This is a genomic window from Cupriavidus sp. C3SS-1, assembly GCF_057073755.1.
This window is the reverse complement of sequence record NZ_CP172699.1, coordinates 3,061,744-3,088,203: the sequence shown is the minus strand read 5'-3', so window position 1 is coordinate 3,088,203 and position 26,460 is coordinate 3,061,744. Positions and strand designations below refer to the sequence as shown.

Below are 26,460 nucleotides of genomic sequence, written 5' to 3'. Positions count from 1 at the left end.
GCAGTCAAGCCAGGGGTGAGTTCAAAAGTCAGGGGGTCACCTTGCGACGGGGCATTTTGTCGGGGCTTCTGCGCCGGACTACGGTCGGCGTGGATATCGGGTCGTCCAGTGTCAAGGTAGTCGAGCTGTCCGTGGGGGGCAGCAAACATGACTACCGGCTGGAGAAATGTGCCAGCGAACTGCTGGACCGTAATGCCGTTGCCGATGGCAACGTGGTCAATATCGAGGCGGTCGGCATTGCGCTCAAGCGCGCGCTTGGCAAGGCCGGCATTCGCACCAAGGACGTGGTGCTCGGCGTGCCTTCGATGCTGACCGAATCCCAGACGGTCAGTCTGCCGGACAACCTGTCCGAAGACGAACTCTATTCCCAGGTCGAATCCGAGGCGCACCGGCTTTATCCGCCGTCGCAGACGGTGAATTTCGACTTCGCCGTGATCGGCCCGAGCGAAACCGAGGGCGGTATCGGCGTGCGCGTGACCGCGGCCAACAGCGATCGCGTGCAGGAGCGCGTCACCGCCGCCGAGATGGCAGGCCTGCGCCCGCAGGTCATGGACGTCGAGGAATACGCGGTGCAGCGGACCATCGTGCAGATGCTCGGCGTGCCTAGCGACATGTCCGAAGCCGACGCGCGCGCGCTGCCCGTGGTGGCCGTCGTTCACCTGGGCGGCAGCCGTTCCAAGGCCATCTTCTACCAGGGCTGGAAAGAGCTGTACGAGCAACCCCTGAACAGCTACGGCGACCAACTCACGCAGAGCGCCGCGCGCATGTTCACGCTCGACGCGCTCAAGGCCGAGATCAAGAAGCGCAAGAACACGCTGCCGGAAGCCTGGCGCGCCCAGCTGCTCAAGCCGTCGCTCGAAGCGCTGGCCATGGAAGTGCAGGCCGCGGTGGGCAACTTCATCGCGAGTTCGAGCCTCGGCCGGGTCGACGAGATCCTGCTGTCGGGCGGCCATGCGTCGCTGGTCGGCGTGCAGGCGGCCATCCAGCAGCAGACCCAGATCACCACCACGCTGGCGAACCCGTTCGCCAACATGGTCACCAACGGCAAGGTCAACGAGCGCTACCTGCAGCGTGACCTGCCGGCGTATATCGTCAGCGCCGGACTGGCATTGCGCGGCCTGCAATAACGCACCCCGGGGGAATCCGAATGTCAACGAACACGCTCCCGTCGGTCAACCTGCTGCCTTACCACGAAGCCCGCAAGGCTGCCCGACGCAAGCGCGTCTACGGGATCCTTGGCGGCGCCGCCGCGGGTGGGGCGCTGGTGGTGCTGCTGGGCGGGCTTTATATCGACCGCCAGACCGAATCGGTGGTCGCGCTGAACCAGGTCCTGGCCGCGGAAAACGCCCGGCTGGACGGGCAGATCCGCGAAGTCAACACACTCAAGAAAGACATCGAGGCGCTGCTGCAACGCCAGCAGGCCGTGGAAAGCCTGCAGACCGAACGCAACCGCCCGGTGCAACTGCTTGAAGAACTGGTGCGCCAGGTGCCGGAAGGCGTCTACCTGACCAGCCTGAAGCAGACCGGCGAGACCTTCACGATTGCCGGCGTGGCGCAGTCCAACGAGCGCATTTCAGAGCTCTTGCGCAATGTTGGCACGGTGCCCTGGCTCGACAAGGCCGAACTGGTCGAGTCCAAGGCGGTGACGATGACCAACAACCTGCGCGAGCAGCGCCGCCTGTTCGATTTCTCCATGCGCTTCGCCTACCGCGCTCCCGAAACGCCGGCCGACAAGAACAAAGGTCCGGCCCAACCGGCTCAGGCGCCGGCAGCCAACGGAAAGGCCTGATCATGGCGCTCAACTCCGAAATCAACCTGTCGGACCTCGCAGGCCAGTTCCGCGGGCTCAACATGAACGAGCCCGAGACCTGGCCGATGGCGCCGCGCGTGGCTTTCGCCATCGCGGCGGCGGCAGTGGTGCTGCTGCTCGGGTGGCAGTTCTACTGGAGCGGGAAGTCCGAAGAGCTGGACCGCCAGCGCGCCGAACAGGAGACCCTCAAGCAGGCCTACCAGTCCAAGGTCGCGCAAGTGGCCAACCTCGAGGCGCTGCGTGCGCAGAAAAAGCAGGTCGAGCAGCGCGTCGCGCAGCTTGAACGCCAGCTTCCGAACAAGACCGAAATGGATGCGCTGCTGGCCGACGTCAACCACGCCGGCGTGGCGCGTGGCCTGCAGTTCGAACTGTTCAAGCCGCAAGCCGCCGTGCTCAAGCCTTACTTCGCCGAGATCCCGGTGAACCTGAAGGTGACGGGCCGCTACCACGATGTCGCGCAGTTCAACGCCGATGTCGCCGCCCTGTCGCGGATCGTGTCGATGCAGAACCTGCAGCTCGCCAATACCAAGGATGGCGCGCTGACCATGGAGGCGGTCGCGATGGCCTACCGCACGCTGGACCCGGACGAGCAGGCCGCGCAACGCAAGGCTGCCGCCAACGCCGCCAAGCCGGCCGGAGGTGCCAAATGAGCCGCCGCGTGAGCCTTTCCCTGCAGCGCGCCGGCGTGCTTGCCATGGCCGCGCTGGCTGTCGGCCTGCTGGGCGCATGCGGCTCCAGCGACGAACAGGCGCTGCACCAGTGGATGGACGCCACGCGCAATGCCAAGGCCCAGCCGCCCGCACCGCTGCCCGAGCCCAAGCCCTACGTGCCGCGCGAATACGCCGGACGCAGCGCGCCCGAGCCGTTCGCGCAGACCAAGATCGGCGAACTCAACAAGATGATGGCGGAGTCGCCCGAAGCCGGACGGCGTCGCGAGCCGCTGGAGGACTATCCGCTCGAAAACTTCAAGATGCTCGGCATGATGAAGAAGAACGGCGAGACCTTCGGCATCGTTCGAGTTGATAACAAGATCCACCACGTAAAGGTGGGTCAGTATCTCGGCCAGAGCTACGGCCGGGTGGTCCGCATCACCGATCAGGAGATCGTGTTGCGCGAATTGGTCCGGGAAGGGGTATCCGAGTGGAAAGAGAAAATGACCAGCCTGAAGCTGGAGGTGTCGGCATGACCCTGGGTCGCTGGTACCGGGCGCTTGCGGGCGCGGCAACAATGGCTCTGGTGCTGGCCTCTCCGGCCGCGCTGGCTCAGACAAACCAGGTGAAGGCGGTCGACTCCAGTGTCGTGGGCGAGCAGACCGTGTTCACCATCGACCTGCAGTCGCCGCCGGCGCAAAAGCCGGTCGACTTCACGACGCAGAATCCGGCGCGCATCGCGATCGATTTCTTCGACACCGCCTTCGCCGCCGGACGCGCCCAGTATGACTATGGCGGCAAGCTGCTGCGCGGCGCCAACGTCATGCAGATCGGCGGCCGTACGCGCGTGGTGCTGGACCTTACGCGCACGGCGACCTACCGCACCGAAGTCCGCGGCAACCAGTTCGTGGTGCTGCTGGACAACGTCGCACCCGCGGCCAAGGCGGCCGCGCCAACCTTCGCGGCGCCTTCCGTACCGGCCGCGGCTGCGGTGGGGCGTGCCTCCGTGCGCAATATCGACTTCCGTCGCGGCGCGGACGGCGCAGGACGCGTGGTGGTTGACCTGTCCTCGCGCGAATCCGGCATCAATATCGCGCAGCAGGGCCAGAACGTGGTGGTCGACTTCCTCGGCACCTCGCTGCCCGACAACCTGCGCCGCCGCTTCGATGTCAGCGACTTCGGCACGCCGGTGCAGGGCATGCGCGCCACGGACACCAGCGGCAATACCCGCCTGACCATCGAGCCGCGCGGCAACTGGGAGTACAGCTCCTACCAGACCGACACCCAGTTCGTGGTTGAAGTGCGCCCCGTCAAGGAAGATCCGACCAAGCTGATCAGTGGTCCGGGCTACCGTGGCGAGCGCCTGTCGCTCAACTTCCAGAACATCGACATCCGCTCGCTGCTGCAGGTGTTTGCCGATTTCACCAACCTGAACATCATCACCAGCGACACTGTGCAGGGCAATATCACGCTGCGTCTCAAGGACGTGCCGTGGGACCAGGCCTTGCAGATCGTGATGGATGCCAAGGGGCTGGCGTCGCGCCGCAATGGCAACGTGCTGTGGGTGGCGCCCAAGGCAGAACTTGCGACCAAGGAAAAGCTCGAGCTGGAGGCGCAGCAGCAGATCAATGACCTGGAGCCCATCCGCAGCCAGGTGTATCAGCTGAACTACCAGCGTGCCGAAGACGTGCGCAAGATGCTGCTGGGCCTGGCCACGGGGGCGCCGGGCGCGGCGGCTCCGGCCATTGGCGTGGGTGGCGCCGCCGGCCTGGCGACGCGCATGCTGTCCAAGCGCGGTTCGCTGACCGCGGATGCCCGCACCAACCAGCTGTTCGTGTCGGACATCGCGAGCAAGCTCGAGGAGGTGCAGAACTTCCTCGGCAAGATCGACATCCCCGTACGCCAGGTCATCATCGAGGCGCGCATCGTCGAGGCGACCGATACGTTCAGCCGCAACCTTGGTGTCAAGCTCGGCTTCGCCGGCCAGTACAACAACGCCAAGGTGGGGAACACCTACGGCAACGTGCTGCCCGGCGCCACGTCCGACAACGGCCCGTTCCTGAGCCTGCCGGCGGCCGCCATCAACGGCGCGAACCCGGCGAACATCGCGGTCAGCATCTTCAACAGCGCGGCCACCAAGTTCCTGGCGCTCGAGCTTTCGGCGCTGGAAGCGGACGGCAAGGGCAAGATCATCTCCAGCCCGCGCGTGGTGACGGCCAACAACATCAAGGCCTTGATCGAGCAGGGCACGGAACTGCCTTACCAGGCGGCGACGTCCAGCGGCGCCACGTCGGTCCAGTTCCGCAAGGCCAACCTGAAGCTCGAGGTGACGCCGCAGATCACGCCGGAAGGCAATGTGCTGCTTGACGTGGACGTGAACAAGGACAGCGTCGGCATCCAGACCACGTCGGGCTTTGCCATCGATACCAAGCACGTGCAGACCCAGGTGCTGGTGGACAACGGCGGCACGGTGGTGATCGGCGGTATCTACACGCAGACCGAGTCCAACGACACCGACAAGGTGCCGTTCCTGGGGGATATCCCGGTGCTCGGCTACCTGTTCAAGAGCAACGCCAAGGTGCGCAACCGTACCGAATTGCTGGTATTCCTGACGCCGCGCGTCCTGAACGAGAGCGTCACGCTGAAATGACGCTCGCCCCGGCGCGAATGCGGCGTAATTGGCGCCCGGGAGGCTGGATGCAGTAGACTGCAAGGCCGCATCGACCGATGCGGCCTTTTTTTGTCCGTGACGGCCCATCGCACGGCCATGCCGCATCCGGCACTTGCCGCAGGCGGCCCAACATAAGAAGATGATGCAGTTTCCAACGGGGGAGGACGGACCGGAATCCGTATTCCCGAGCGACAATCCAGTGACAGCCTTGCCGACGGCCACGGAGACCGGCCGTCCCAATCTCTTCTTCGTCGGCCTGATGGGTGCCGGCAAGACTACCGTGGGCCGGACGGTCGCGCGGCGCCTGCACTATCCGTTCTTCGATTCCGACCATGAACTGGAAGCGCACTGCGGCGTGCGCATCCCGGTGATCTTCGAGGTCGAGGGCGAGGAAGGTTTCCGCGACCGCGAGGCGGCGATGATCAGCGAGCTGACCGCGCGCAGCGGCATCGTGCTGGCCACCGGCGGCGGCGCGGTGCTCCGGGCGGAGAACCGCGAGCTGCTCAAATCCCGCGGCACCGTGGTCTACCTGCGCGCCAGCCCGCATGACCTGTGGCTGCGCACCCGGCACGACCGCAACCGCCCGCTGCTGCAGACCGAAGATCCGAAGGGCAAGCTGGAAGCGCTCTACGCCGCGCGCGACCCGCTGTACCGCGAGGTGGCCGATTTCATCATCGAGACCGGCAAGCCCTCGGTGGCGCAGCTTGCTAATATGGTCTTGATGCAACTGGAAATGGCCGGTTTCCGCATCGATCCGGCCCCCGACGCGCCGGAACTGCCGGCTAACGATACGCATCCATGATCACGCTACAAGTCGACCTGGGAGAGCGCAGCTATCCCATCCATATCGGTACCGGCCTGCTCGGCAACGCCGAACTGCTGCGCCCGCACGTGCGCGGCCAGCATGCCGTCATTGTTACGAACGAAACCGTTGGCCCGCTCTACGCGGCCCCCGTGGAAGCCAGCCTGAAGGCGCTCGGCAAGACCGTACGGGTGGTGACGCTGCCCGATGGCGAGGCCTTCAAGCAGTGGGAAACGCTCAACCTGATCTTCGACGCGCTGCTGTCGGCCGGTGCTGACCGCAAAACCACGCTGATTGCACTGGGCGGCGGGGTGGTCGGCGACATGACCGGGTTTGCCGCAGCCTGCTACATGCGCGGCGTGCCGTTCGTGCAGGTGCCGACCACGCTGCTGTCGCAGGTGGATTCGTCGGTGGGCGGCAAGACCGGCATCAACCATCCGCTTGGCAAGAACATGATCGGCGCGTTTCACCAGCCGAATGCGGTGATCGCCGATATCGACACGCTGCGCACGCTGGCGCCGCGCGAGCTGGCGGCCGGCATGGCCGAAGTCATCAAGCATGGCGCGATCGCCGATGCGGAGTACTTTGCCTGGATCGAGCGCAATATTGCCGCACTGAACCAATGCGACCCGGACCTGATGGCCCTGGCCGTGCAACGCTCCTGCGAAATCAAGTCGGGCGTGGTGGCGCAGGACGAGCGCGAAGGTGGCCTGCGCGCCATCCTGAATTTCGGCCACACCTTCGGCCATGCGATTGAAGCCGGCATGGGCTATGGCGAATGGCTCCATGGCGAAGCGGTCGGCTGCGGCATGGTGATGGCGGCAGACCTGTCGCACCGCCTGGGCTTCATCGACACGGAAACGCGCGCGCGCATCCGCGAACTGACGCAGAGGGCCATGCTGCCCATCGTCGCGCCGGAACTGGGCACCGACCGCTATATCGAACTGATGAAGGTGGACAAGAAGGCCGAGGCCGGCAGCATCAAGTTCATCCTGCTGAAGAAGCTTGGCGACGCGTTCATCACCACGGTTCCCGATACCGACCTGCGCGCTACGCTGGCGCAAGCCGTGCTTAAACCTCCCACCGAGGCCTCGGTCGCGTGAGCGATCGGTTATGCCTCGCAACCCCGACCCTGCCCACGGATTGCCGCATGACCGACCTTGAAAGCCATCTCGCTCCCTACGCCGCCCGCTCCGCGCAGACGCGCGGACGGGTCCATGCCGAGCCCGCATCGTCGTCGCGCAGCGAATTCCAGCGCGACCGGGACCGCGTCATCCACAGTACGGCCTTCCGCAGGCTCGAGTACAAGACCCAGGTCTTCGTCAACCATGAAGGCGACCTGTTCCGCACGCGCCTGACGCACAGCCTGGAAGTGGCGCAGATCGCCCGCTCGATCGCGCGCAACCTGCGCTTGAACGAGGATCTCGTCGAGGCGATCTCGCTGGCGCACGACCTTGGTCACACGCCATTCGGCCACGCCGGCCAGGACGCCCTCAATGCCTGCATGAAGAACCACGGCGGCTTCGAGCACAACCTGCAGAGCCTGCTGGTGGTGGACGAGCTGGAAGAGCGCTATGGCGGCTTCAATGGCCTGAACCTGACGTTCGAGACGCGAGAGGGCATCCTCAAGCATTGTTCGCGCGTCAACGCGGCCGCGCTTGGCGAGCTTGGCCGGCGCTTCCTGGAGGGCGCGCAGCCGTCGCTGGAGGCACAACTGGCCAACCTGGCCGACGAGATCGCCTACAACAACCACGATATCGACGATGGCCTGCGCTCGGGGCTCCTGACGCTCGAGCAGCTCGATGAAGTACCGATGTGGGGACGCCACCGTGCCGAAGTAGCGGCGGCCTTCCCGGGAATCAACGGTCGCCGCGCCATCAACGAAACCGTGCGCCGCATGATCAACACGCTGATCGTGGACCTGATCGAGACCACCAGCCGGAATATCGCCGCAGCGAACCCGCGCTCGATCGAGGCCGTGCGCTCGGCGGGGCCGCTGATCGGGTTCAGCGCGCAGATCCACGAAGAGGCGGCCGCGCTCAAGCGCTTCCTGTTCCGGCACCTGTACCGGCATTATCTGGTCATGCGCATGTCGTCCAAGGCGCAGCGCATCGTCTCCGACCTGTTCGGGGCCTTCATGTCCGATTCGCGCCTGCTGCCGCCGCAGTATCAGGCGCCGCATGGCGGCGACCAGTCGCGGCTGATCGCGAATTACATCGCCGGTATGACTGACCGCTACGCCATCCGCGAGCATCGCCGCATCTTTGCGGTCAGCGAAGGTGATTAACCTCATCCTTTGTGGGTTAGGGCGGGGACAAAATCGTGCCCGCGAAAATTGGGGACGGATCAGGCTATCATTTGGGGCAACCCGGTTCTGATCTCTGCAGCTTCCCGATGGCACGACTTCCCCGCTTTTCCCCGGCTGGCCTGCCGGCGCTTGTGTTGCAACGCGGCAACAACCGGCAACCGGTCTTCCTGGGGCCGGACGATTACCTGCACTACTTGGACAGCCTGCGCATGGCCGCGCGGGAATACGACCTGGCAATCCACGCCTATGGTTTGCGACCCAATCACATCCACCTTGTAGCCACGCCGCGCGGGCCTGACTCGCTGAGCCTGACCATGCAGGCGGTGGGGCGCCGCTACGCGCGCTACTTCAATCGCACCGCGGGACGGACGGGCACGCTGTGGGAAGGGCGATTTCGGTCCGCGGTGTTCGATCCAGCCGACTGGATGTTGCCGGCGCTGCTATACACCGAGGGCAACGCCCTGCGGGCCGGCGAAGTTATGACGCCCGAAGCCGACCGGTGGAGCAGCCACCGCCATCATGTCGGCATCGAGGCCAGCGCACTCGTGAGCGATCACTCCGTGTACTGGGGGCTGGGCAATACGCCGTTCGAGCGGCAGTCGAACTACCGATCGCTGAGCAATGAAGGTCTCTCCGGCCGCACCCTTGCCACGTTGCGCAAACACGCTCACAGCGGCTGGCCCCTCGGCGGCGAGGCTTTCCTGGTGCAACTCGAGCGCCAGGGCGCGCGACGCGTACAGCCCTTGCCGAAAGGCCGCCCCAAACGCGGCCAGTCCGCAGAACCCGGTCATGAGGACACCTCGGTGGCTTAGGGCACCCATGGAGTTGCTGATGCGCCACGTCCAAACAGGAGCGCGCCAGTTTAATGTGTCCCCATTTAGTTTGATTCTCAAAACGATCTGTTTTTAAATGTGTTCTGACCCCATTTAAAAATTTTGCGGCGTCAGCGGTATTCCCATATAGTTGCCCCACCCACAGTAATTGTGCGGCGCGTCACGCTCGTGTACGCCGCTGCGGTTCCCGTAGTCCCTGACAGCAGATGAGCCGGTCCAAACCGGCCCACCCGGCCGATATTGTGTCCGGCGCGCAGGCAGAATGCGGTACCCCTTCGGTCTACCCGGCATTCCGCGCAGCCTTCACCGGAATTCAGCCCGTGGACCAATCGCAAAACCATCCGGCCCAGGAACTGGCCCAGGCGCAGACCAGCGCCACTTCCACTGACATCGCCCTGCGTCCGCAAGCACAAGGCATGTATGACCCGACCAATGAGCACGACGCCTGCGGCGTCGGCATGGTTGCGCATATCAAGGGCAAGAAGACTCACGAGATCGTCAGCCAGGGCCTGAAGATCCTTGAGAACCTGGACCATCGTGGTGCGGTCGGCGCGGATGCGCTGATGGGCGACGGCGCCGGCATCCTGATCCAGATCCCCGACCAGTTCTATCGCGAAGAGATGGCCGCGCAGGGCGTGAGCCTGCCGCCCGCCGGCGAATACGGCGTGGGCATGATCTTCCTGCCGAAGGAACACGCCTCGCGCCTGGCCTGCGAACAGGAACTGGAGCGTACGGTTCGCCTGGAAGGCCAGGTCGTGCTGGGCTGGCGCGACGTGCCGGTCGACGCGAACATGCCGATGTCGCCGACGGTCCGCAAGACCGAGCCGGTCATCCGCCAGATCTTCATCGGTCGCGGCCGCGACATCATGACGACGGACGCGCTGGAACGTAAGCTCTACGTGATCCGCAAGACCGCCAGCCACGCCATCCAGGCGCTCAAGCTCAAGCACGGCAAGGAATACTTCGTGCCGTCGATGTCGGCGCGCACGGTGGTGTACAAGGGCCTGCTGCTGGCCAACCAGGTCGGCGAGTACTACCTGGACCTTCAGGACCAGCGCGCCGTGTCGGCCCTGGCCCTGGTGCACCAGCGCTTCTCGACCAACACCTTCCCGGCCTGGGAGCTGGCCCACCCGTACCGCATGGTCGCCCACAACGGTGAAATCAACACCGTCAAGGGCAACGTCAACTGGATCAACGCCCGTACCGGCGCGATCTCGTCGCCGGTGCTCGGCGACGACCTGCCCAAGCTGTGGCCGCTGATCTACCCGGGCCAGTCCGACACCGCATCGTTCGACAACTGCCTCGAACTGCTGACGATGGCCGGCTACCCGCTCGTCCACGCGATGATGATGATGATCCCGGAAGCCTGGGAGCAGCACACGCTGATGGACGACAACCGTCGCGCCTTCTACGAGTACCACGCCGCCATGATGGAGCCGTGGGACGGCCCGGCCGCGATCTGCTTCACCGACGGCCGCCAGATCGGCGCGACGCTGGACCGTAACGGCCTGCGTCCGGCCCGCTTCTACGTGACCGAGGACGACATCGTCGTGCTGGCCTCGGAAGCCGGCGTGCTGCCGTTCCCCGAGTCGCGCATCGTCGAAAAGTGGCGCCTGCAGCCGGGCAAGATGTTCCTGATCGACATGGAGCAGGGCCGCATCATCGACGACAAGGAACTCAAGGACAACCTGGCCAATGCCAAGCCGTACAAGAGCTGGATCGACGCCGTACGCATCAAGCTGGATGAGATCGACGCCAAGCCCGAAGACGTCGCCGCCGAGAAGAAGCCCGTGGCCAAGCTGCTGGACCGCCAGCAGTCGTTCGGCTACACCCAGGAGGACGTCAAGTTCCTGATGGCGCCGATGGCGCTGTCGGGCGAGGAAGCCACCGGCTCGATGGGCAATGACTCGCCGCTGGCCGTGCTGTCGTCGAAGAACAAGACGCTGTACCACTACTTCCGCCAGCTGTTCGCCCAGGTGACCAACCCGCCGATCGACCCGATCCGCGAGAACATGGTGATGTCGCTGGTGTCGTTCATCGGCCCGAAGCCGAACCTGCTCGAGCTGAACAACATCAACCCGCCGATGCGCCTCGAAGTGTCCCAGCCCGTGCTGGACTTCAAGGACATCGCCAAGATCCGCAACATCGAGCACTACACCGGCGGCAAGTTCCGTTCGTACGAACTGAACATCTGCTATCCGACCGCATGGGGCAAGGAAGGCATTGAAGCGCGCCTGGCCTCGCTGTGCGCCGAAGCCGTGGATGCCGTGCGTTCGGGCTACAACATCCTGATCGTGACCGACCGCCGCGTCGACGCCGACCAGGTCGCGATTCCCGCGCTGCTGGCCACGTCCGCGATCCACCACCACCTGGTGGAGAAGGGCCTGCGCACGTCCACCGGCCTGGTGGTCGAGACCGGCACCGCGCGTGAAGTGCACCACTTCGCACTGCTGGCCGGCTACGGCGCCGAAGCCGTGCACCCGTACCTGGCCATGGAAACGCTGGCCGATATGGCCGCAGACCTGTCGGGCGACCTGTCGGCCGAGAAGGCGATCAAGAACTTCGTCAAGGCGATCGGCAAGGGCCTGTTCAAGGTGATGTCCAAGATGGGCATCTCCACGTACATGTCGTACACCGGCGCACAGATCTTCGAAGCGATCGGCCTGTCGCGCGAGCTGGTCCAGAAGTACTTCCACGGCACGCCGTCGAATGTCGAGGGCATCGGCATCTTCGAGGTGGCCGAGGAAGCGCTGCGCCTGCACAAGGACGCCTTCGGCGCGAGCCCGGTGCTGGAGAACATGCTCGACACCGGCGGCGAATACGCCTTCCGCATCCGCGGCGAAGAGCATATGTGGACCCCGGACTCGATCGCCAAGCTGCAGCACTCGGTGCGCGCGGACGACGGCAAGGGCGCCTACCAGACGTACAAGGAATACGCCAACATCATCAACGACCAGAGCAAGCGCCACATGACGCTGCGTGGCCTGTTCGAGTTCAAGGTCGATCCGGCCAAGGCGATTCCGCTGGAAGAAGTCGAGCCCGCGAAGGAAATCGTGCGTCGCTTCGCGACGGGCGCGATGTCGCTCGGCTCGATCTCGACCGAAGCCCACGCCACGCTGGCCGTGGCGATGAACCGCATCGGCGGCAAGTCGAACACCGGTGAAGGCGGCGAGGACGAGAAGCGCTACCGCAATGAACTGCGCGGCATCCCCATCAAGCAGGGCGACAGCCTGAAAAGCCTGCTGGGCGATGTGATCGAGGCCGACCTGCCGCTGCAGGACGGCGACTCGCTGCGCTCGAAGATCAAGCAGGTGGCGTCGGGCCGTTTCGGCGTGACCGCAGAGTACCTGGCCTCCGCCGACCAGATCCAGATCAAGATGGCGCAGGGCGCCAAGCCGGGCGAAGGCGGCCAGCTGCCGGGCCACAAGGTGTCGGACTATATCGGCAAGCTGCGTTACTCGGTGCCGGGCGTCGGCCTGATCTCGCCGCCGCCGCACCACGATATCTACTCGATCGAGGATCTGGCACAGCTGATCCACGACCTGAAGAACGTCAACCCGTCGTCGGATATCTCGGTCAAGCTGGTGTCCGAAGTGGGCGTTGGCACGGTGGCTGCTGGGGTGTCCAAGGCCAAGGCCGATCACGTCGTGATCGCCGGCCATGATGGCGGCACCGGTGCTTCGCCGTGGTCGTCGATCAAGCACGCAGGCTCGCCGTGGGAACTCGGCCTGGCCGAAACGCAGCAAACGCTGCTGCTCAACGGCCTGCGCAACCGCATCCGCGTGCAGGCCGACGGCCAGATGAAGACCGGCCGCGACGTCGTCATCGGCGCGCTGCTGGGCGCCGACGAGTTCGGCTTCGCCACGGCACCGCTGGTTGCCGAGGGCTGCATCATGATGCGCAAGTGCCACCTGAACACCTGCCCGGTGGGCGTGGCCACGCAGGATCCGCAGCTGCGCAAGAAGTTCCAGGGCAAGCCGGAACACGTGGTCAACTTCTTCTTCTTTGTTGCTGAAGAAGCCCGCGAGATCATGGCCCAGCTGGGCATCCGCACCTTCGACGAACTGATCGGCCGCGCCGACCTGCTCGACACGAAGGCTGGCATCGAACACTGGAAGGCCCGCGGCCTGGACTTCGGCCGCATCTTCCACCAGGTGGCACTGCCGGCGGACACGCCGCTGTACCACACCGACGTGCAGGACCACGGCCTGTCGGCCGAAGCCGGCAAGGCGCTGGACCACGTGCTGATCGCCAAGGCACGTCCGGCGATCGAGAAGGGCGAGCGCGTGTCGTTCATCCAGCCGGTCAAGAACGTGAACCGTACCGTCGGCGCGATGCTGTCGGGCGTGGTGGCCAAGCAGTACGGCCACGAAGGCCTGCCGGACGACACCATCCACATCCAGCTGCAAGGCACCGCGGGCCAGTCGTTCGGCGCGTTCCTGGCGCACGGCATCACGCTGGACCTGGTTGGCGACGGCAACGACTATGTCGGCAAGGGCCTGTCGGGCGGCCGCGTGATCGTGCGCGCTCCGCACGAGTTCCGCGGCGATCCGACTCGCAACATCATCGTCGGCAACACCGTGCTGTACGGCGCGATTGCCGGTGAAGCGTTCTTCAACGGCGTGGCCGGCGAGCGCTTCGCGGTGCGCAACTCGGGCGCTTCGGCGGTCGTGGAAGGCACCGGCGACCACGGTTGCGAGTACATGACCGGCGGTACCGTGGTGGTGCTGGGCGGCACCGGCCGCAACTTCGCGGCCGGCATGTCGGGCGGCGTGGCCTACGTCTATGACGAAGACGGCCTGTTCGACAAGCGCTGCAACACCTCGATGGTCGCACTGGAAGCGGTGCTGGCGTCGGCCGACCAGGAGAAGGGCCAGAGCCCGTCTTCGTGGCACAAGCTCAACGGCACGCGCCAGCTTGACGAAGTCATCCTGCGCAACCTGATCGAGCAGCACTTCCGCTACACCGGTTCGGAGCGCGCCAAGGCGCTGCTGGCGGACTGGACCACGGCGCGCCGCAAGTTCGTCAAGGTCTTCCCGACCGAGTACAAGCGCGCGCTGGGCGAGATGTACGCCAAGGAACAGGCTGCCCGCGACAGCGACCGGGAAGCCATCGCCGCCTGATCCGCGGCACCACGAGACAGGGGCCGCAGCCAGGGCAGCACCGGCGGCGGTCCCGACAAGATACTGACCTCACAGCAAGGCCGGCCACGCCGGTCTTGCCAGCAAGACCAAGGACGCAACATGGGTAAGGCGACTGGCTTTCTCGAATTTCCGCGCCAGAACGAAGGCTACGAAGCGGTAGTCAAGCGCGTGAAGCACTACAAGGAATTCGTGTTCGCGCTGTCCGACAGCGAAGCGAAGCTCCAGGGTGCGCGCTGCATGGACTGCGGCATCCCGTTCTGCAACAACGGCTGCCCGGTCAACAACATCATTCCGGACTTCAACGACCTGGTGTACCGCCAGGACTGGAAGAGCGCCATCGAGGTGCTGCACCAGACCAACAACTTCCCCGAGTTCACGGGCCGCATCTGCCCGGCGCCGTGCGAGGCCGCCTGCACGCTGGGCATCAACGAGCTGCCGGTCGGCATCAAGTCGATCGAGCACGCCATCATCGACAAGGCCTGGGAAGAGGGCTGGGTCGCGCCGCAGGCGCCCAAGCACAAGACCGGCAAGACCGTGGCCGTGGTCGGCTCGGGTCCCGCCGGCATGGCGGCCGCGCAGCAACTGGCGCGCGCCGGCCATGACGTGACCGTGTTCGAGAAGAACGACCGCATTGGCGGCCTGCTGCGCTACGGCATCCCCGACTTCAAGATGGAGAAGACGCTGATCGACCGCCGCATCGAGCAGATGCAGGCCGAAGGCGTGACCTTCCGCGCCGGCGTGATGGTGACCGACGGCGCGCTGCCGGCCGGCATCAAGAACTACGCCCGCGAAACCATCTCGGCCAAGGACCTGATGGACCAGTTCGACGCCGTCGTGCTGGCCGGCGGCTCGGAAGTGCCGCGCGACTTGCCGGTGCCGGGCCGCGACCTGGACGGTATCCACTTCGCGCTGGAATTCCTGATTCCGCAGAACAAGGAAGTGGCGGGCGATGGCGAGAACAACATCCGCGCCGAAGGCAAGAACGTGATCGTGATCGGCGGTGGCGATACAGGTTCCGACTGCGTCGGCACCTCGAACCGCCATGGCGCGACGTCGGTGAACCAGTTCGAACTGCTGCCGCAGCCGCCGGAGGAAGAAGACAAGCCGCTGGTGTGGCCGTACTGGCCGATCAAGCTGCGCACCTCGTCGTCGCACGAAGAAGGCTGCGACCGCGACTGGTCCGTCGCCACCAAGGAATTCATCGGCGAGAACGGCAAGGTCACCGCGCTGAAGGCCTGCCGCGTCGAGTGGAAGGACGGCAGGATGCAGGAAGTGCCGGGCAGCGAATTCATCCTGCCGGCGGACCTGGTGCTGCTGGCCATGGGTTTCACCAACCCGGTGGGTTCGATGCTGGACGCATTCGGTGTCGACACCGATGCACGCAAGAACGCCAAGGCCGCCACCGAGGGCGAGCGCGCCTACCAGACCAATGTGCCGAAGGTGTTCGCCGCTGGCGACGTGCGCCGCGGCCAGTCGCTGGTGGTGTGGGCAATCCGCGAAGGCCGCCAGGCCGCGCGTTCGGTCGATGCGTTCCTGATGGGCCATTCGGAACTGCCGCGCTGATCGCGCCGCTAGGACGGATCGAAAAAACCCGCCTGGTGCGAGCCAGGCGGGTTTTTCTTTTCCGCGTCCGGGAGCCTAAGCGCTTAGCGTGCGCTCCATGATCAGCGCGCCCGACCCATAGCTGGCGAGCTTGCGGGCATGCACTGCGGCCTGCTGCGCTGCCATCGGAGCGTACCCAAGCCTGCGCCACCAGTCCGCCGCGGCCTGCACCGCGATCAGCCGCGAATGCTGCAAGCCGGCTTCCAGCGCAGCCTGCAAGGCCGCCTCATAGAGCCTTGGCGCGAGGCCGCTCCCTCGTCCTGCCGGTGCTACCGCCATGTCATGGACGAACCAGGTCATGACCGTGTCCAACCCCTCAGCGGATGGCTCCAGGACGCCGTCGAGCGGCGGCAGGCTGCTCCGTGGCCAAGGGTGGGTGAAAAGGTAGCCCGCCAGGGCTCTATCCCCGCCGGAAATCGCGACCATGCAGGTCGATGGAGCGAACATTAACCGGCTGGCGAAGGCCTCGATGCCTTCAAGCAGGTTGCCGGGATAGCACTGCGCCTGGATCTCCAGTACACCAGGCAGGTCTGCGGCGGTCATGCACCGCACATGGAAATCTGACATCGCGCCATTGTAGGCGGCATTGGCGGTGGTTGCGCAAAGATGCCGGATGTTCATTTGCGCTTCCGGGCGATTTCAGGGTTCTCCCGCGCTATGGTTTACGTGCCTGTGTTCCTCCCTCAGGTTGTTCGTACAATTTACAAAAACAATAATCAGAAATCGCCTCGGATCCTTTTTCAGCCGACCCATATGCGGTCCTGCTAAGCGGGACGCGCCGGAGAAAATTGATGACCGAAGTACGCACTTTGTCGCGGCTTTGGCGAGGTAAAGCGAAGTTAGTGCTTCCTGCTGCCATCCGGAATGCTGCAGTGGCGTGGTCTGGGGTGTTGGCCGCCTTGCTGGCGGCTGGGACGCCTGTTGCCGCGCAAGCCATATCGACGGCCAGCGCCTCGACGCCGACCGCCATGGCGCGGACGATGTCGTTTCCGGCGCGGCCGGTGCGACTGATCGTCCCGTTTCCCGCGGGCGGCGTGGCCGATGCCATCGCGCGCCTGCTTGCCGAGCGGCTGTCGGCCCGGCTCGGTGTGCCGGTGGATGTGGATAACCGGCCCGGCGCGGCCGGTACCACGGCCGGCGATGTCGTGGCCAAGTCAAGCTCGGACGGGCACACCTTGCTGTTTCACCAGGCCAACATGCTGATCCAGCCCGGGCTGGAGCCCGTGCCGTATGACGTGGTGCGCGATTTCACGCCGGTCGCCCGCGTAGCCACCACGCCGCTCTTCCTGGTCATCGATGGCCGCTTGCCGATGCGCACGCCGGAACAATGGGCGGTCGCGGTCAGGTCGAATCCCGGCTCCTACAGCTACGGATACGGCCAGCCGGGCAGCCCGTCCCACCTGTATGCGGAATACGCCGTGCGCGGCATCCGCAACGGCGTGCCGCTCGTGACGGCCAAGGGCGAGGGGGCGATCGTGCAGGAGATGCTGGCCGGCCGGATCAGTGCGTGCTTCTGCTCCTATGCGGCCGTGCAGAGTCATGTCCGCAGCGGCGCGCTGCGCATGATCGGCGTGACCGGCGTATCGCGCTCGCCGCTGGCGCCGCTGGTGCCGACGCTGCAGGAAGCCGGCCTGGAGGGATATGCCGCCGCAGCCTGGTTCGGTGTGCTGGCACCGGCCAAGACGCCGCGCGCGATCGTCGCGCGCCTGGCGGTCGAGCTGGACGAGGTGATGGCCGAGCGGGAAGTCCGCGCGCGCCTGATTGCTGCGGGCCTGGCGCCACTGCGCGATTCACCCGAGGCGTTCGCCACCGCGATCCGCTCCGAGTCGATCCAGTGGCAGGTCATCCTGCGCGATGCCGCGCAGGGGGAGCCATAGCGCTCCGGCAGCGTTCGATGTGGCGGCGGGCCCACGGCGGCCTGCAGGCCTAGGTAGTAGCCCTTATAATGGCCGACTGCCCGGAACGCTGCCAACGTGACTGATTCAGCCCACCATCTCGTCGAACTCAACGCGGTAGATTTTGCCTACTCGCCTGATGCCAAGCCGATCCTGACCGGCCTGACCATGCAATTCCCGCGTGGCAAGGTGATCGCGGTGATGGGCGGATCCGGCTGCGGCAAGACCACCGTCCTGCGCCTGATCGGCGGCCAGGTACGGCCGCAATCCGGTGCGGTCAAGTTCGACGGCGCCGACATCCAGGCACTGGATGTGAAGGGGCTGTACGCCGTGCGGCGCCAGATGGGCATGCTGTTCCAGTTCGGCGCGCTGTTTACCGACCTGTCGGTGTTCGATAATGTGGCTTTCCCGCTGCGCGAGCACACGGACCTGCCCGAATCGATGATCCGCGACCTGGTGCTGATGAAGCTCAATGCGGTGGGCCTGCGCGGCGCGCGAGACCTGATGCCGTCGCAGATCTCCGGCGGCATGGCGCGTCGGGTGGCCCTGGCCCGGGCAATCGCGCTGGATCCGACGCTGCTGATGTACGACGAGCCCTTTGCCGGGCTTGATCCGATATCCCTGGGACTGACCGCGCGGCTGATTCGCAGCCTCAACGACGCGCTGGGCGCCACCACGATCATCGTCTCGCACGACGTGCACGAGACCTTCCAGATCGCCGACTACGTGTACTTCATTGCAAACGGCCGCATTGCCGCGCATGGCGAACCGGAAACCCTGCGCGCCTCGACGGATCCGTTCGTGCACCAGTTCGTCCATGCCGAGGCCGACGGTCCGGTGCCGTTCCACTATCCGGGCCCCACGCTGGCCGAGGATTTTGCCGGCGGAGGTGCGCGTTGAAAGGCTTTCTGACGGCAATCGGCGCTGCGGTGCGGCTGAGTGTTCTCGGACTTGGTCGTGCCACCCGGATGTTCTTCACCGTGCTGGGACTGTCGCCGGCACTGCTTCGGCGCTTCCGTCTTGTGACGGACCAGATCTTCTTCGTTGGCAACCTGTCGCTGGTGATTATTGCCGTGTCCGGCCTGTTCGTTGGCTTCGTGCTCGGCCTGCAGGGCTACTACACGCTGAACCGCTACGGCTCGGAGCAGGCGCTCGGGCTGCTGGTGGCGCTGTCGCTCGTGCGCGAACTCGGACCCGTGGTCACGGCGCTGCTTTTCGCCGGCCGCGCGGGCACCTCGTTGACTGCGGAGATCGGCCTGATGAAGGCCGGAGAACAACTCACGGCCATGGAGATGATGGCCGTTAACCCGTTGCAACGCGTGATCGCCCCGCGTTTCTGGGCGGGTGTGGTGGCCATGCCGGTTCTTGCCGCGATCTTCAGTGCGGTGGGCGTCCTGGGCGGCTACCTGGTCGGCGTGCAGCTGATTGGCGTGGACGCGGGTGCCTTCTGGTCGCAGATGCAAGGTGGCGTGGACGTGCGTGACGACGTGGTCAACGGCGTCATCAAGAGTTTTATCTTCGGCATTGCCGTGACGTTCATCGCGCTGTACCAGGGATTCGAAGCCAAGCCCACGCCGGAAGGCGTGTCGCGGGCCACGACCCGCACCGTGGTGATTGCGTCGCTGGCCGTGCTTGGGCTGGATTTCCTGCTGACGGCGCTGATGTTCAGTTGATGGACAACGGCATCGGGCCAACCGGCAGGACAACGGGTAGAAAGAGATCCCAATGAAAAAAAGTGCACTCGATTTCTGGGTGGGGTTGTTCGTGGTGGCAGGCTTCGTTGCCTTGCTGTTCCTCGCCCTGAAGGTCGGCAACATGAGCGCCTTCACGTTCCAGGAAACCTATGCGGTCGAAGCGCGCTTCGACAATATCGGCGGACTCAAGGCGCGTGCGCCGGTCAAGAGCGCCGGCGTGGTGGTGGGGCGCGTGGCCGCGATCCGGTTCGACGACAAGACCTACCAGGCGACCGTGGTCATGAACCTGGAAAAGCAGTACCAGTTTCCCAAGGACACCTCGGCCAAGATCCTGACCTCGGGGCTGCTCGGCGAGCAGTACATCGGCCTGGAGGCTGGCGGCGACACCGCCATGCTGGCACAGGGGTCGCGCATCACCATGACGCAGTCGGCGGTGGTGCTGGAAAACCTGATCGGCCAGTTCCTCTACAACAAGGCGGCCGATGCCGGCGCCGGCGGGGGTAGCAGTGGTGGCGCGGCGAGCGCACCGGCCCTGGGCGGGGCAGGTAAATGACGGCCCCCTCCTGCACGCCCAGGCGCACCGCACTGGCTTTCGCGGCCAGCGCGCTGATGCTGCTGGCCGGTTGCGCCACGGGCCCGACCGCCAACCCGAAGGATCCGCTCGAACCGTTCAACCGCGAGGTCTCGCGCATCAACGAGGACTTCGACAAGGGCGTGCTGAAGCCGGTTGCCCAGCTCTACTCCGACTACATCCCGTCGCCCGTCCAGACGGCGGTCGACAATTTCTTTTCGAACGTCAGCGACGTCTATTCGGCGGTGAACAACCTGCTGCAGGGCAAGCCCACGCGCGCCGCTGAAGACACCATGCGGGTCGCGATCAACACCGTGCTGGGTATCGGCGGGCTGATCGATATCGCAACCCCGGGCGGCCTGCCGAAGTACAAGGAAGACTTCGGCCAGACATTGGGCGTGTGGGGCGTGCCCGCGGGACCGTACCTGGTGCTGCCGCTGTTTGGGCCGAGCACCGTGCGCGACACCGCGGGCATGCTGGTGGACCGGCAGATCGACCCTTCGGCCTATTTCTACCCGGTCTCGTTGCGTAATTCGCTGGTCGGGGTTCGTATCGTGGCGGGCCGCGCACAGTTGCTTGGCGCGACCAACCTGCTCGAGCAGGCCGCGCTGGATAAATACGCGTTCATGCGAGATGCGTACCTGCAGCGGCGCGAGTACCTGATCTACGATGGCAATCCTCCGAGCCGCGAGGATGACGAATCAGAGAGCGACGGCGCGGCAGCCCCTCAGCCGCCGGGACCCCAGCCGTCGGCGCAGGAGCCGTCCCAGGCACCCGCCACACCCGCCGAGGGAGCGACGCAGCCCGAGGGCCAGAACCTGCCCGTGCCGCCGGCGTCGCCGATGCAGCGCTTTGTTCCCGGCGGCGGCTTGCGCATCCGCTGACCTCGTGCACGCTCGCCGACGCTGTGAACGCGCTGTCAGCACTGAAACAAATTGTTTTGAAGTGGCGCCGGATGCCCTGGCGCCAAAAACTCGCTGCGCTGGACTATGTTCCAATGTGCGCAAGGTCCTGGATTGCGGACTGTCAGAAACGGCAGTCGGTTTCCGGGCAGCGAACGAACCTGACTGAGAAGGAAAATTTCATGATCAAGCGACTGTTGCTCCCCTTCCTCGCTGTAGCCGCCTTTGCCGGCGCCGCCCAGGCGCAGGTTCCGGCGCAGGATGCCGCCAGCCCCGAAACGTTGGTCAAGGCCGTCGTCAACGACGTGATGAGCAGCGTCAAGAGCGACAAGGATATGCAGGCCGGCAATATTGCCAAGATCTCCGCGCTGGTCGAGCAGAAGATCCTGCCGAACGCGAACTTCCAGAAGACCACGCAGATCGCCATGGGCCGCAACTGGTCGAAGGCCACGCCCGAGCAGCAGAAGGTGATTATCGACGAGTTCAAGACGCTGCTGATCCGCACCTACGCCGGCGCCATCGCGCAGATCCGCGACCAGACCGTGCAGTACAAGCCGTACCGCGGTTCGCCCGAGGACACCGATGCGACCATCCGCACCCAGGTGATCAACAAGGGCGAGCCGATCCAACTCGACTACCGCCTCGAGAAGACCGCGCAGGGCTGGAAGGTCTACGACATCAACGTGCTGGGAGCGTGGCTGACCGAAGCCTACAAGGGCAGCTTCAACACTATCGTCGGCCAGCAGGGTGTCGATGGCGTGATCAAGACGCTGCAGGACCGCAACCGCCAACTGGCCAACGCCAAGAGCTGAACCCTCGGGCGTCGCTGCGTCGCAGCACGCGACCGCGAAACTGCTCTACAATAGTCCGCACGCACATAAGCTCCCGCCTGAAGCGGGAGCTTATGTTTTCCGGGACTCCGCTGGCTTCGCCGAACCATCCTTCACCATGCTCTCGCTTGGCACCTCGCTGACCAACCAGAACGCCGCCGCCGTGCTGCGTGATGGCCTGTCGCGCGTGGCGCAAGGCGAAACGCAGGTAGACTGCGCCGCGCTGGCGCAGGTGGATTCGTCCGCCGTGGCCGTGCTGCTGGCCTGGCAACGCGCCGCCGCCGCCCGCCAGGGCAAGCTGTCGCTGCAGGGCGTTCCGCCGCAACTTGCCGAGCTGGCTTCGCTGTACGGTGTCGAGGGTCTGCTGGGCCTGGCGCCGCAAGCGGCTTCGCATCGACATTGAACCGGCATCCCTGACCGCGCGCCTCGGCAGTGGTCATCCGGATGCCCCGGCCGCTGCCTGAAGCGGTGGCCGCGTACCAAGCGGGAGTCTCCCCGCATCCCCTATAATTCCGGGTTGTTCGCCCATTCCCCCGCAGCCCCGCAGCACGTCGGGGCCGGTTCAGGGTAGCCCGGGCACCAGTGCTCCAAGTTGGTCCCCATTTCCAGACGGCCGGTCCCAGGCGGACCAGCTCCAGACATTCGGCCATGAAAGCCATCGAACTCACCGACGTTCGCAAGCGCTACAGCAACCTGCAGGCGCTCAAGGGCGTCAGCTTCACCGTCGAGCGCGGCGAATTCTTCGGGCTGCTCGGTCCCAACGGTGCCGGCAAGACCACGCTGATCTCCATCCTGGCTGGCCTGAACCGCGCGGACTCTGGCCGCGTCAGTGTGCTCGGGCACGATGTCGTGTCCGATTACCGCATGGCGCGGCGTATGCTCGGCGTGGTGCCGCAGGAACTGGTGTTCGATCCCTTCTTCACCGTGCGCGAGACGCTGCGGCTGCAGTCCGGCTACTTTGGCCTGACGCGCAATGACGACTGGATCGACGAGATCATGGCCAACCTCGATCTCACCAACAAGGCCGATGCCAATATGCGCCAGCTCTCTGGCGGCATGAAGCGGCGCGTGCTGGTGGCGCAGGCGCTGGTGCATCGTCCGCCGGTGATCGTGTTGGACGAACCTACCGCCGGCGTGGACGTGGAGTTGCGCCAGACCCTGTGGAAGTTCATTTCGCGGCTGAACCGCGAAGGGCACACCATCATCCTGACCACGCACTACCTGGAAGAGGCGGAGGCGCTGTGCGACCGCATCGCCATGCTGAAATTCGGCGAGGTCGTGGCGCTGGACCGCACCAGCAACCTGCTGACGCAGTTCGCGGGGCTGCAGCTGGTGCTGACGTTCGCGCGCGGCACGCTGCCGGTGGCCCTGGAGCCATTGCGCATGCCGGCCAACCCGGGCGAGCGCGCGGTGCGACTGCGCCTGTCCGGCTATCCGGCCGTGGAACCCATCCTGGCCGCCTGCCGCGAGGCGGGCTGTGAAATCGAAGACATGGAAATCAACAAGGCCGATCTCGAAGACGTGTTCGTCCAGATCATGCGGCGCGAGGGACACATGCCCGGCGCCTTGCCCCACCAGGCCATGGAGGCCGCGGCATGAAACAGCCTGGCGAACTCGAAGTGCTCGACAACGCCCGGCTCGCGCCGATGTCCGTCGGCGGGCTGGTCGGTTTCCGGACCCTGCTCTACAAGGAAGTGCTGCGCTTCTGGAAGGTCAGCTTCCAGACCGTGGCCGCGCCCGTGCTCACGGCGGTGCTGTACCTGCTGATCTTCGGCCACGTGCTGGAAAACCGCGTCAAGGTCTATGACCAGATCAGCTACACCGCCTTCCTGGTGCCGGGTCTGGTGATGATGAGCGTGCTGCAGAATGCCTTCGCCAACAGCTCGTCGTCGCTGATCCAGTCCAAGATCACCGGTAACCTGGTGTTCGTGCTGCTGCCGCCGCTGTCGCACTGGGACATGTTCGGCGCCTATGTGGTGGCATCGGTCATCCGCGGGCTGACGGTGGGCCTGGGCGTGCTGCTGGTGACAGCGTGGTTCGCCAACCTGCATTTCGCCAATGTCGGCTGGATCCTTGTGTTCGCGCTGCTTGGCGCGGGCATCCTCGGCACGCTGGGGTTGATTGCCGGTATCTGGGCCGAGAAATTCGACCAGCTGGCCGCCTTCCAGAATTTCCTGATCATGCCCGCGACGTTCTTGTCGGGCGTGTTCTATTCCATCCATTCGCTGCCCGCCTTCTGGCAGGCGGTGTCCCATGCCAACCCGTTCTTCTACATGATCGACGGCTTCCGCTATGGCTTCTTCGGCGTCTCGGACGTGTCGCCGCTGTTCAGCCTGGCGGTGGTCGGCGCGGCCTTCGTGCTGCTCGCGACGCTGGCGTTGCGCCTGCTGAAGTCGGGTTTCAAGCTGCGCCACTGAAAACGCGGCCCTCCACACAGAAGAGAAGAGATCATGCTGCCTACTCCGGAACAAGTCAGGGATTACATTGCCCAAGGTTTGCCCTGCGAACATCTGGAAGTCGAGGGTGACGGCCAGCACTTCTTTGCCACCATCGTCAGCGCCGAGTTCGATGGCAAGCGTCTGATCCAGCGTCACCAGCGCGTGTACGCCGCGCTTGGCGACCGCATGCGTGCCGAGATCCATGCGCTGTCGATGAAGACGCTGACGCCGGCCGAATGGCAGGCCGGCGCCGGCAAATAAGCGGCCGGGGCCGGTTTCACCGATTCGGGCTGCGTGCTATGCGTGCGGCCCCCCGCAATAACGACGCCGGGCATGCTCACCCCGTCCGGCTGCAACTGACAGAACATGGACAAATTCCAGATCCAGGGCAATGGCCCGCTCAAAGGCGAGATCCGTGTTTCCGGCGCCAAGAACGCCGCGCTGCCGATCCTCTGCGCCGGCCTGCTGACGGCCGACACCGTCACGATCGACAACGTGCCGAACCTGCAGGACACGCGCACCATGCTCAAGCTGCTGCGGCAGATGGGCATGCATGCCGAGATGACCGGCGCCACCGCCACGCTGGCAGGCGCGGACATCAATTCGCCCGAGGCGCCGTACGAGCTGGTGAAGACCATGCGTGCGTCGATCCTGGTGCTCGGCCCGCTGGTCGCGCGCTTTGGCGAGGCCCGTGTCTCGCTGCCGGGCGGCTGCGGCATCGGCGCGCGTCCGGTGGATCAGCACATCAAGGGCCTGCAGGCCATGGGTGCTGAAATCACGATCGAGCACGGCTTTATCCATGCCCGCGCCAGCCGCCTGAAGGGCGCGCGCGTGGTGACGGACATGATCACCGTGACCGGCACCGAAAACCTGCTGATGGCCGCGACGCTCGCCGACGGCGAGACGGTGCTGGAAAACGCCGCGCGCGAACCCGAGGTGACCGACCTAGCCGAGCTGCTCGTCAAGATGGGCGCGAAGATCGACGGCATCGGTACCGACCGGCTGATCGTGCAAGGCGTCGACAAGCTGCATGGCGCGAAGCACTCGGTGGTCGCCGACCGCATCGAGGCCGGCACCTTCCTGTGCGCGGCCGCGGCCACGCTGGGCGACCTGGTGCTGCGCGACATTCCTCCGCAGATCCTCGACGCCGTGCTGATCAAGCTGCGCGAGGCCGGCGCCAACGTGGAAACCGGCGACGACTGGATCCGCCTGTCGATGCCGCGCCGCGCGCAGGCGGTGAGCTTCCGCACCTCGGAATACCCGGCCTTCCCGACCGACATGCAGGCGCAGTTCATGGCGCTGAACGCCGTGGCCGAAGGCACCGCACGCATTACCGAGACGATCTTCGAAAACCGCTTCATGCACGTGCAGGAGCTGAACCGCCTGGGTGCCAACATTACGGCGGAAGGCAATACGGCCGTGGTGACGGGCGTGCCGCGCCTGTCCGGCGCGACCGTGATGGCTACCGACCTGCGCGCCTCGGCGAGCCTGGTCATTGCTGGCCTGGTAGCCGACGGCGACACCGTGATCGACCGTATCTACCACCTGGACCGCGGCTACGACCGCATGGAAGACAAGCTGTCGGCGGTTGGCGCCAAGATTCGCCGCATCGCCTGAGGAACCCGATGAGCCCCGCTTTCAACGCTTCGCCCAGCCAGCTTACCCTGGCGCTTTCCAAGGGCCGCATCTTCAAGGAAACGCTGCCGCTGCTCGAAGCCGCCGGCATTCGCGTGACCGAGGATCCGGAGACTTCGCGCAAGCTGATCCTGCCGACCACCGATCCAGCCGTGCGCGTGATCATCGTGCGCGCGTCGGACGTGCCGACCTACGTGCAATACGGCGCCGCCGATTTCGGCGTGGCCGGCAAGGACGTGCTGATGGAACACGGCATGACCGGCTTGTACGCGCCGATCGACCTGAACATCGCGCGCTGCCGCATGTCGGTGGCGGTGCCCGCCGGCTTTGACTACGCCAAGGCCGTGCGCCAGGGCGCGCGCCTGGCGGTGGCCACGAAGTACGTGCAGACCGCCCGCGAGCACTTTGCCAAGAAGGGCGTGCACGTCGACCTGATCAAGCTGTATGGCTCGATGGAACTGGGCCCGCTGGTCGGCCTGTCGGATGCCATCGTCGACCTGGTCAGCACCGGCAATACGCTGCGCGCCAACAACCTGGTGGAAGTCGAAGAGATCGTGCAGATTTCGTCGCGCCTGGTGGTGAACCAGGCGGCGCTGAAGCTCAAGCGCGAACGGCTGACGCCGATTCTCGACGCGTTCGAGAAGGCATCGGCGGCGCTGGCCTGAGGCCAGTGCC

General features: G+C 65.3%; 24 protein-coding genes. 23 read left to right on the top strand and 1 reads right to left on the bottom strand.

Features of this window, described 5'->3' with window-relative positions:
- Positions 1 to 56: 56 nt before the first annotated feature.
- From pilM to ACIGJC_RS14315, 11 genes are all read left to right on the top strand, one after another.
- Positions 57 to 1,127 (top strand): type IV pilus assembly protein PilM, encoded by a 1,071-nt coding sequence (pilM, locus tag ACIGJC_RS14365; protein ID WP_483711559.1) that lies wholly within the window; start codon positions 57 to 59, stop codon positions 1,125 to 1,127.
- Positions 1,128 to 1,147: 20 nt separating this feature from the next.
- Entirely contained in the window at positions 1,148 to 1,789 is a 642-nt protein-coding gene (locus ACIGJC_RS14360; protein WP_483709614.1) for a PilN domain-containing protein, read from the top strand.
- A gap of 2 nt (positions 1,790 to 1,791) precedes the next feature.
- Positions 1,792 to 2,460 (top strand): type IV pilus inner membrane component PilO, encoded by a 669-nt coding sequence (locus ACIGJC_RS14355; protein ID WP_483709613.1) that lies wholly within the window; start codon positions 1,792 to 1,794, stop codon positions 2,458 to 2,460.
- Positions 2,457 to 2,996, top strand: coding sequence for a pilus assembly protein PilP (locus tag ACIGJC_RS14350; protein WP_483709611.1), 540 nt, complete (start codon positions 2,457 to 2,459; stop codon positions 2,994 to 2,996). The genes ACIGJC_RS14355 and ACIGJC_RS14350 overlap by 4 nt, the downstream gene beginning before the upstream one ends.
- Complete coding sequence (locus ACIGJC_RS14345) at positions 2,993 to 5,110, top strand: type IV pilus secretin PilQ (protein WP_483709610.1); 2,118 nt, start codon at positions 2,993 to 2,995, stop codon at positions 5,108 to 5,110. Before ACIGJC_RS14350 ends, ACIGJC_RS14345 begins: the two co-directional genes overlap by 4 nt.
- 160 nt (positions 5,111 to 5,270) lie before the next feature.
- On the top strand, positions 5,271 to 5,933 hold the full coding sequence (locus ACIGJC_RS14340) for a shikimate kinase (protein WP_483709608.1): 663 nt from the start codon (positions 5,271 to 5,273) through the stop codon (positions 5,931 to 5,933).
- On the top strand, positions 5,930 to 7,036 hold the full coding sequence (aroB, locus tag ACIGJC_RS14335; protein ID WP_483709606.1) for a 3-dehydroquinate synthase: 1,107 nt from the start codon (positions 5,930 to 5,932) through the stop codon (positions 7,034 to 7,036). The genes ACIGJC_RS14340 and aroB overlap by 4 nt, the downstream gene beginning before the upstream one ends.
- A gap of 47 nt (positions 7,037 to 7,083) precedes the next feature.
- Positions 7,084 to 8,220: a deoxyguanosinetriphosphate triphosphohydrolase gene (locus tag ACIGJC_RS14330; protein ID WP_483709605.1), complete on the top strand. Its 1,137-nt coding sequence runs from the start codon at positions 7,084 to 7,086 to the stop codon at positions 8,218 to 8,220.
- Between the two features lie 107 nt (positions 8,221 to 8,327).
- Complete coding sequence (locus ACIGJC_RS14325; RefSeq protein WP_483709604.1) at positions 8,328 to 9,053, top strand: transposase; 726 nt, start codon at positions 8,328 to 8,330, stop codon at positions 9,051 to 9,053.
- A gap of 437 nt (positions 9,054 to 9,490) precedes the next feature.
- A complete protein-coding gene (locus tag ACIGJC_RS14320; RefSeq protein WP_483711558.1) occupies positions 9,491 to 14,197 on the top strand; it encodes a glutamate synthase-related protein in 4,707 nt (1,568 codons plus the stop codon).
- A gap of 120 nt (positions 14,198 to 14,317) precedes the next feature.
- Complete coding sequence (locus ACIGJC_RS14315; RefSeq protein WP_483709602.1) at positions 14,318 to 15,781, top strand: glutamate synthase subunit beta; 1,464 nt, start codon at positions 14,318 to 14,320, stop codon at positions 15,779 to 15,781.
- Positions 15,782 to 15,856: 75 nt separating this feature from the next.
- Here the strand turns inward: ACIGJC_RS14315 and ACIGJC_RS14310 are convergent, their stop codons facing one another.
- Positions 15,857 to 16,387: a GNAT family N-acetyltransferase gene (locus tag ACIGJC_RS14310; protein WP_483711557.1), complete on the bottom strand. Its 531-nt coding sequence runs from the start codon at positions 16,385 to 16,387 to the stop codon at positions 15,857 to 15,859.
- A gap of 368 nt (positions 16,388 to 16,755) precedes the next feature.
- Between ACIGJC_RS14310 and ACIGJC_RS14305 the strand changes: the two genes are divergently transcribed.
- From ACIGJC_RS14305 to hisG, 12 genes are all read left to right on the top strand, one after another.
- Entirely contained in the window at positions 16,756 to 17,697 is a 942-nt protein-coding gene (locus ACIGJC_RS14305; protein WP_483711556.1) for a Bug family tripartite tricarboxylate transporter substrate binding protein, read from the top strand.
- Positions 17,698 to 17,793: 96 nt separating this feature from the next.
- On the top strand, positions 17,794 to 18,615 hold the full coding sequence (locus ACIGJC_RS14300) for an ABC transporter ATP-binding protein (protein WP_483709601.1): 822 nt from the start codon (positions 17,794 to 17,796) through the stop codon (positions 18,613 to 18,615).
- Positions 18,612 to 19,388, top strand: a complete 777-nt coding sequence (gene mlaE / locus ACIGJC_RS14295) for a lipid asymmetry maintenance ABC transporter permease subunit MlaE (protein ID WP_483709600.1) — start codon at positions 18,612 to 18,614, stop codon at positions 19,386 to 19,388. The genes ACIGJC_RS14300 and mlaE overlap by 4 nt, the downstream gene beginning before the upstream one ends.
- A 52-nt stretch (positions 19,389 to 19,440) precedes the next feature.
- Entirely contained in the window at positions 19,441 to 19,962 is a 522-nt protein-coding gene (gene mlaD, locus ACIGJC_RS14290) for an outer membrane lipid asymmetry maintenance protein MlaD (RefSeq protein ID WP_483709598.1), read from the top strand.
- Positions 19,959 to 20,864, top strand: a complete 906-nt coding sequence (locus ACIGJC_RS14285) for an MlaA family lipoprotein (RefSeq protein WP_483709597.1) — start codon at positions 19,959 to 19,961, stop codon at positions 20,862 to 20,864. Before mlaD ends, ACIGJC_RS14285 begins: the two co-directional genes overlap by 4 nt.
- 200 nt (positions 20,865 to 21,064) lie before the next feature.
- On the top strand, positions 21,065 to 21,694 hold the full coding sequence (locus ACIGJC_RS14280) for an MlaC/ttg2D family ABC transporter substrate-binding protein (protein ID WP_483709595.1): 630 nt from the start codon (positions 21,065 to 21,067) through the stop codon (positions 21,692 to 21,694).
- Between the two features lie 136 nt (positions 21,695 to 21,830).
- Positions 21,831 to 22,115: an STAS domain-containing protein gene (locus ACIGJC_RS14275; RefSeq protein ID WP_483709594.1), complete on the top strand. Its 285-nt coding sequence runs from the start codon at positions 21,831 to 21,833 to the stop codon at positions 22,113 to 22,115.
- 245 nt (positions 22,116 to 22,360) lie between these two features.
- Positions 22,361 to 23,311, top strand: coding sequence for an ABC transporter ATP-binding protein (locus ACIGJC_RS14270; RefSeq protein ID WP_483709592.1), 951 nt, complete (start codon positions 22,361 to 22,363; stop codon positions 23,309 to 23,311).
- Positions 23,308 to 24,129: an ABC transporter permease gene (locus ACIGJC_RS14265; RefSeq protein WP_483709591.1), complete on the top strand. Its 822-nt coding sequence runs from the start codon at positions 23,308 to 23,310 to the stop codon at positions 24,127 to 24,129. Before ACIGJC_RS14270 ends, ACIGJC_RS14265 begins: the two co-directional genes overlap by 4 nt.
- Before the next feature lie 33 nt (positions 24,130 to 24,162).
- Positions 24,163 to 24,411 carry a BolA family protein gene (locus ACIGJC_RS14260; protein WP_211955740.1) on the top strand — a complete coding sequence of 83 codons (249 nt, stop codon included), beginning with the start codon at positions 24,163 to 24,165 and terminating at the stop codon, positions 24,409 to 24,411.
- A gap of 105 nt (positions 24,412 to 24,516) precedes the next feature.
- A complete protein-coding gene (gene murA / locus ACIGJC_RS14255) occupies positions 24,517 to 25,767 on the top strand; it encodes a UDP-N-acetylglucosamine 1-carboxyvinyltransferase (protein ID WP_483709589.1) in 1,251 nt (416 codons plus the stop codon).
- Between the two features lie 8 nt (positions 25,768 to 25,775).
- Positions 25,776 to 26,450, top strand: a complete 675-nt coding sequence (hisG, locus tag ACIGJC_RS14250) for an ATP phosphoribosyltransferase (RefSeq protein WP_483709588.1) — start codon at positions 25,776 to 25,778, stop codon at positions 26,448 to 26,450.
- Positions 26,451 to 26,460: the final 10 nt, after the last annotated feature.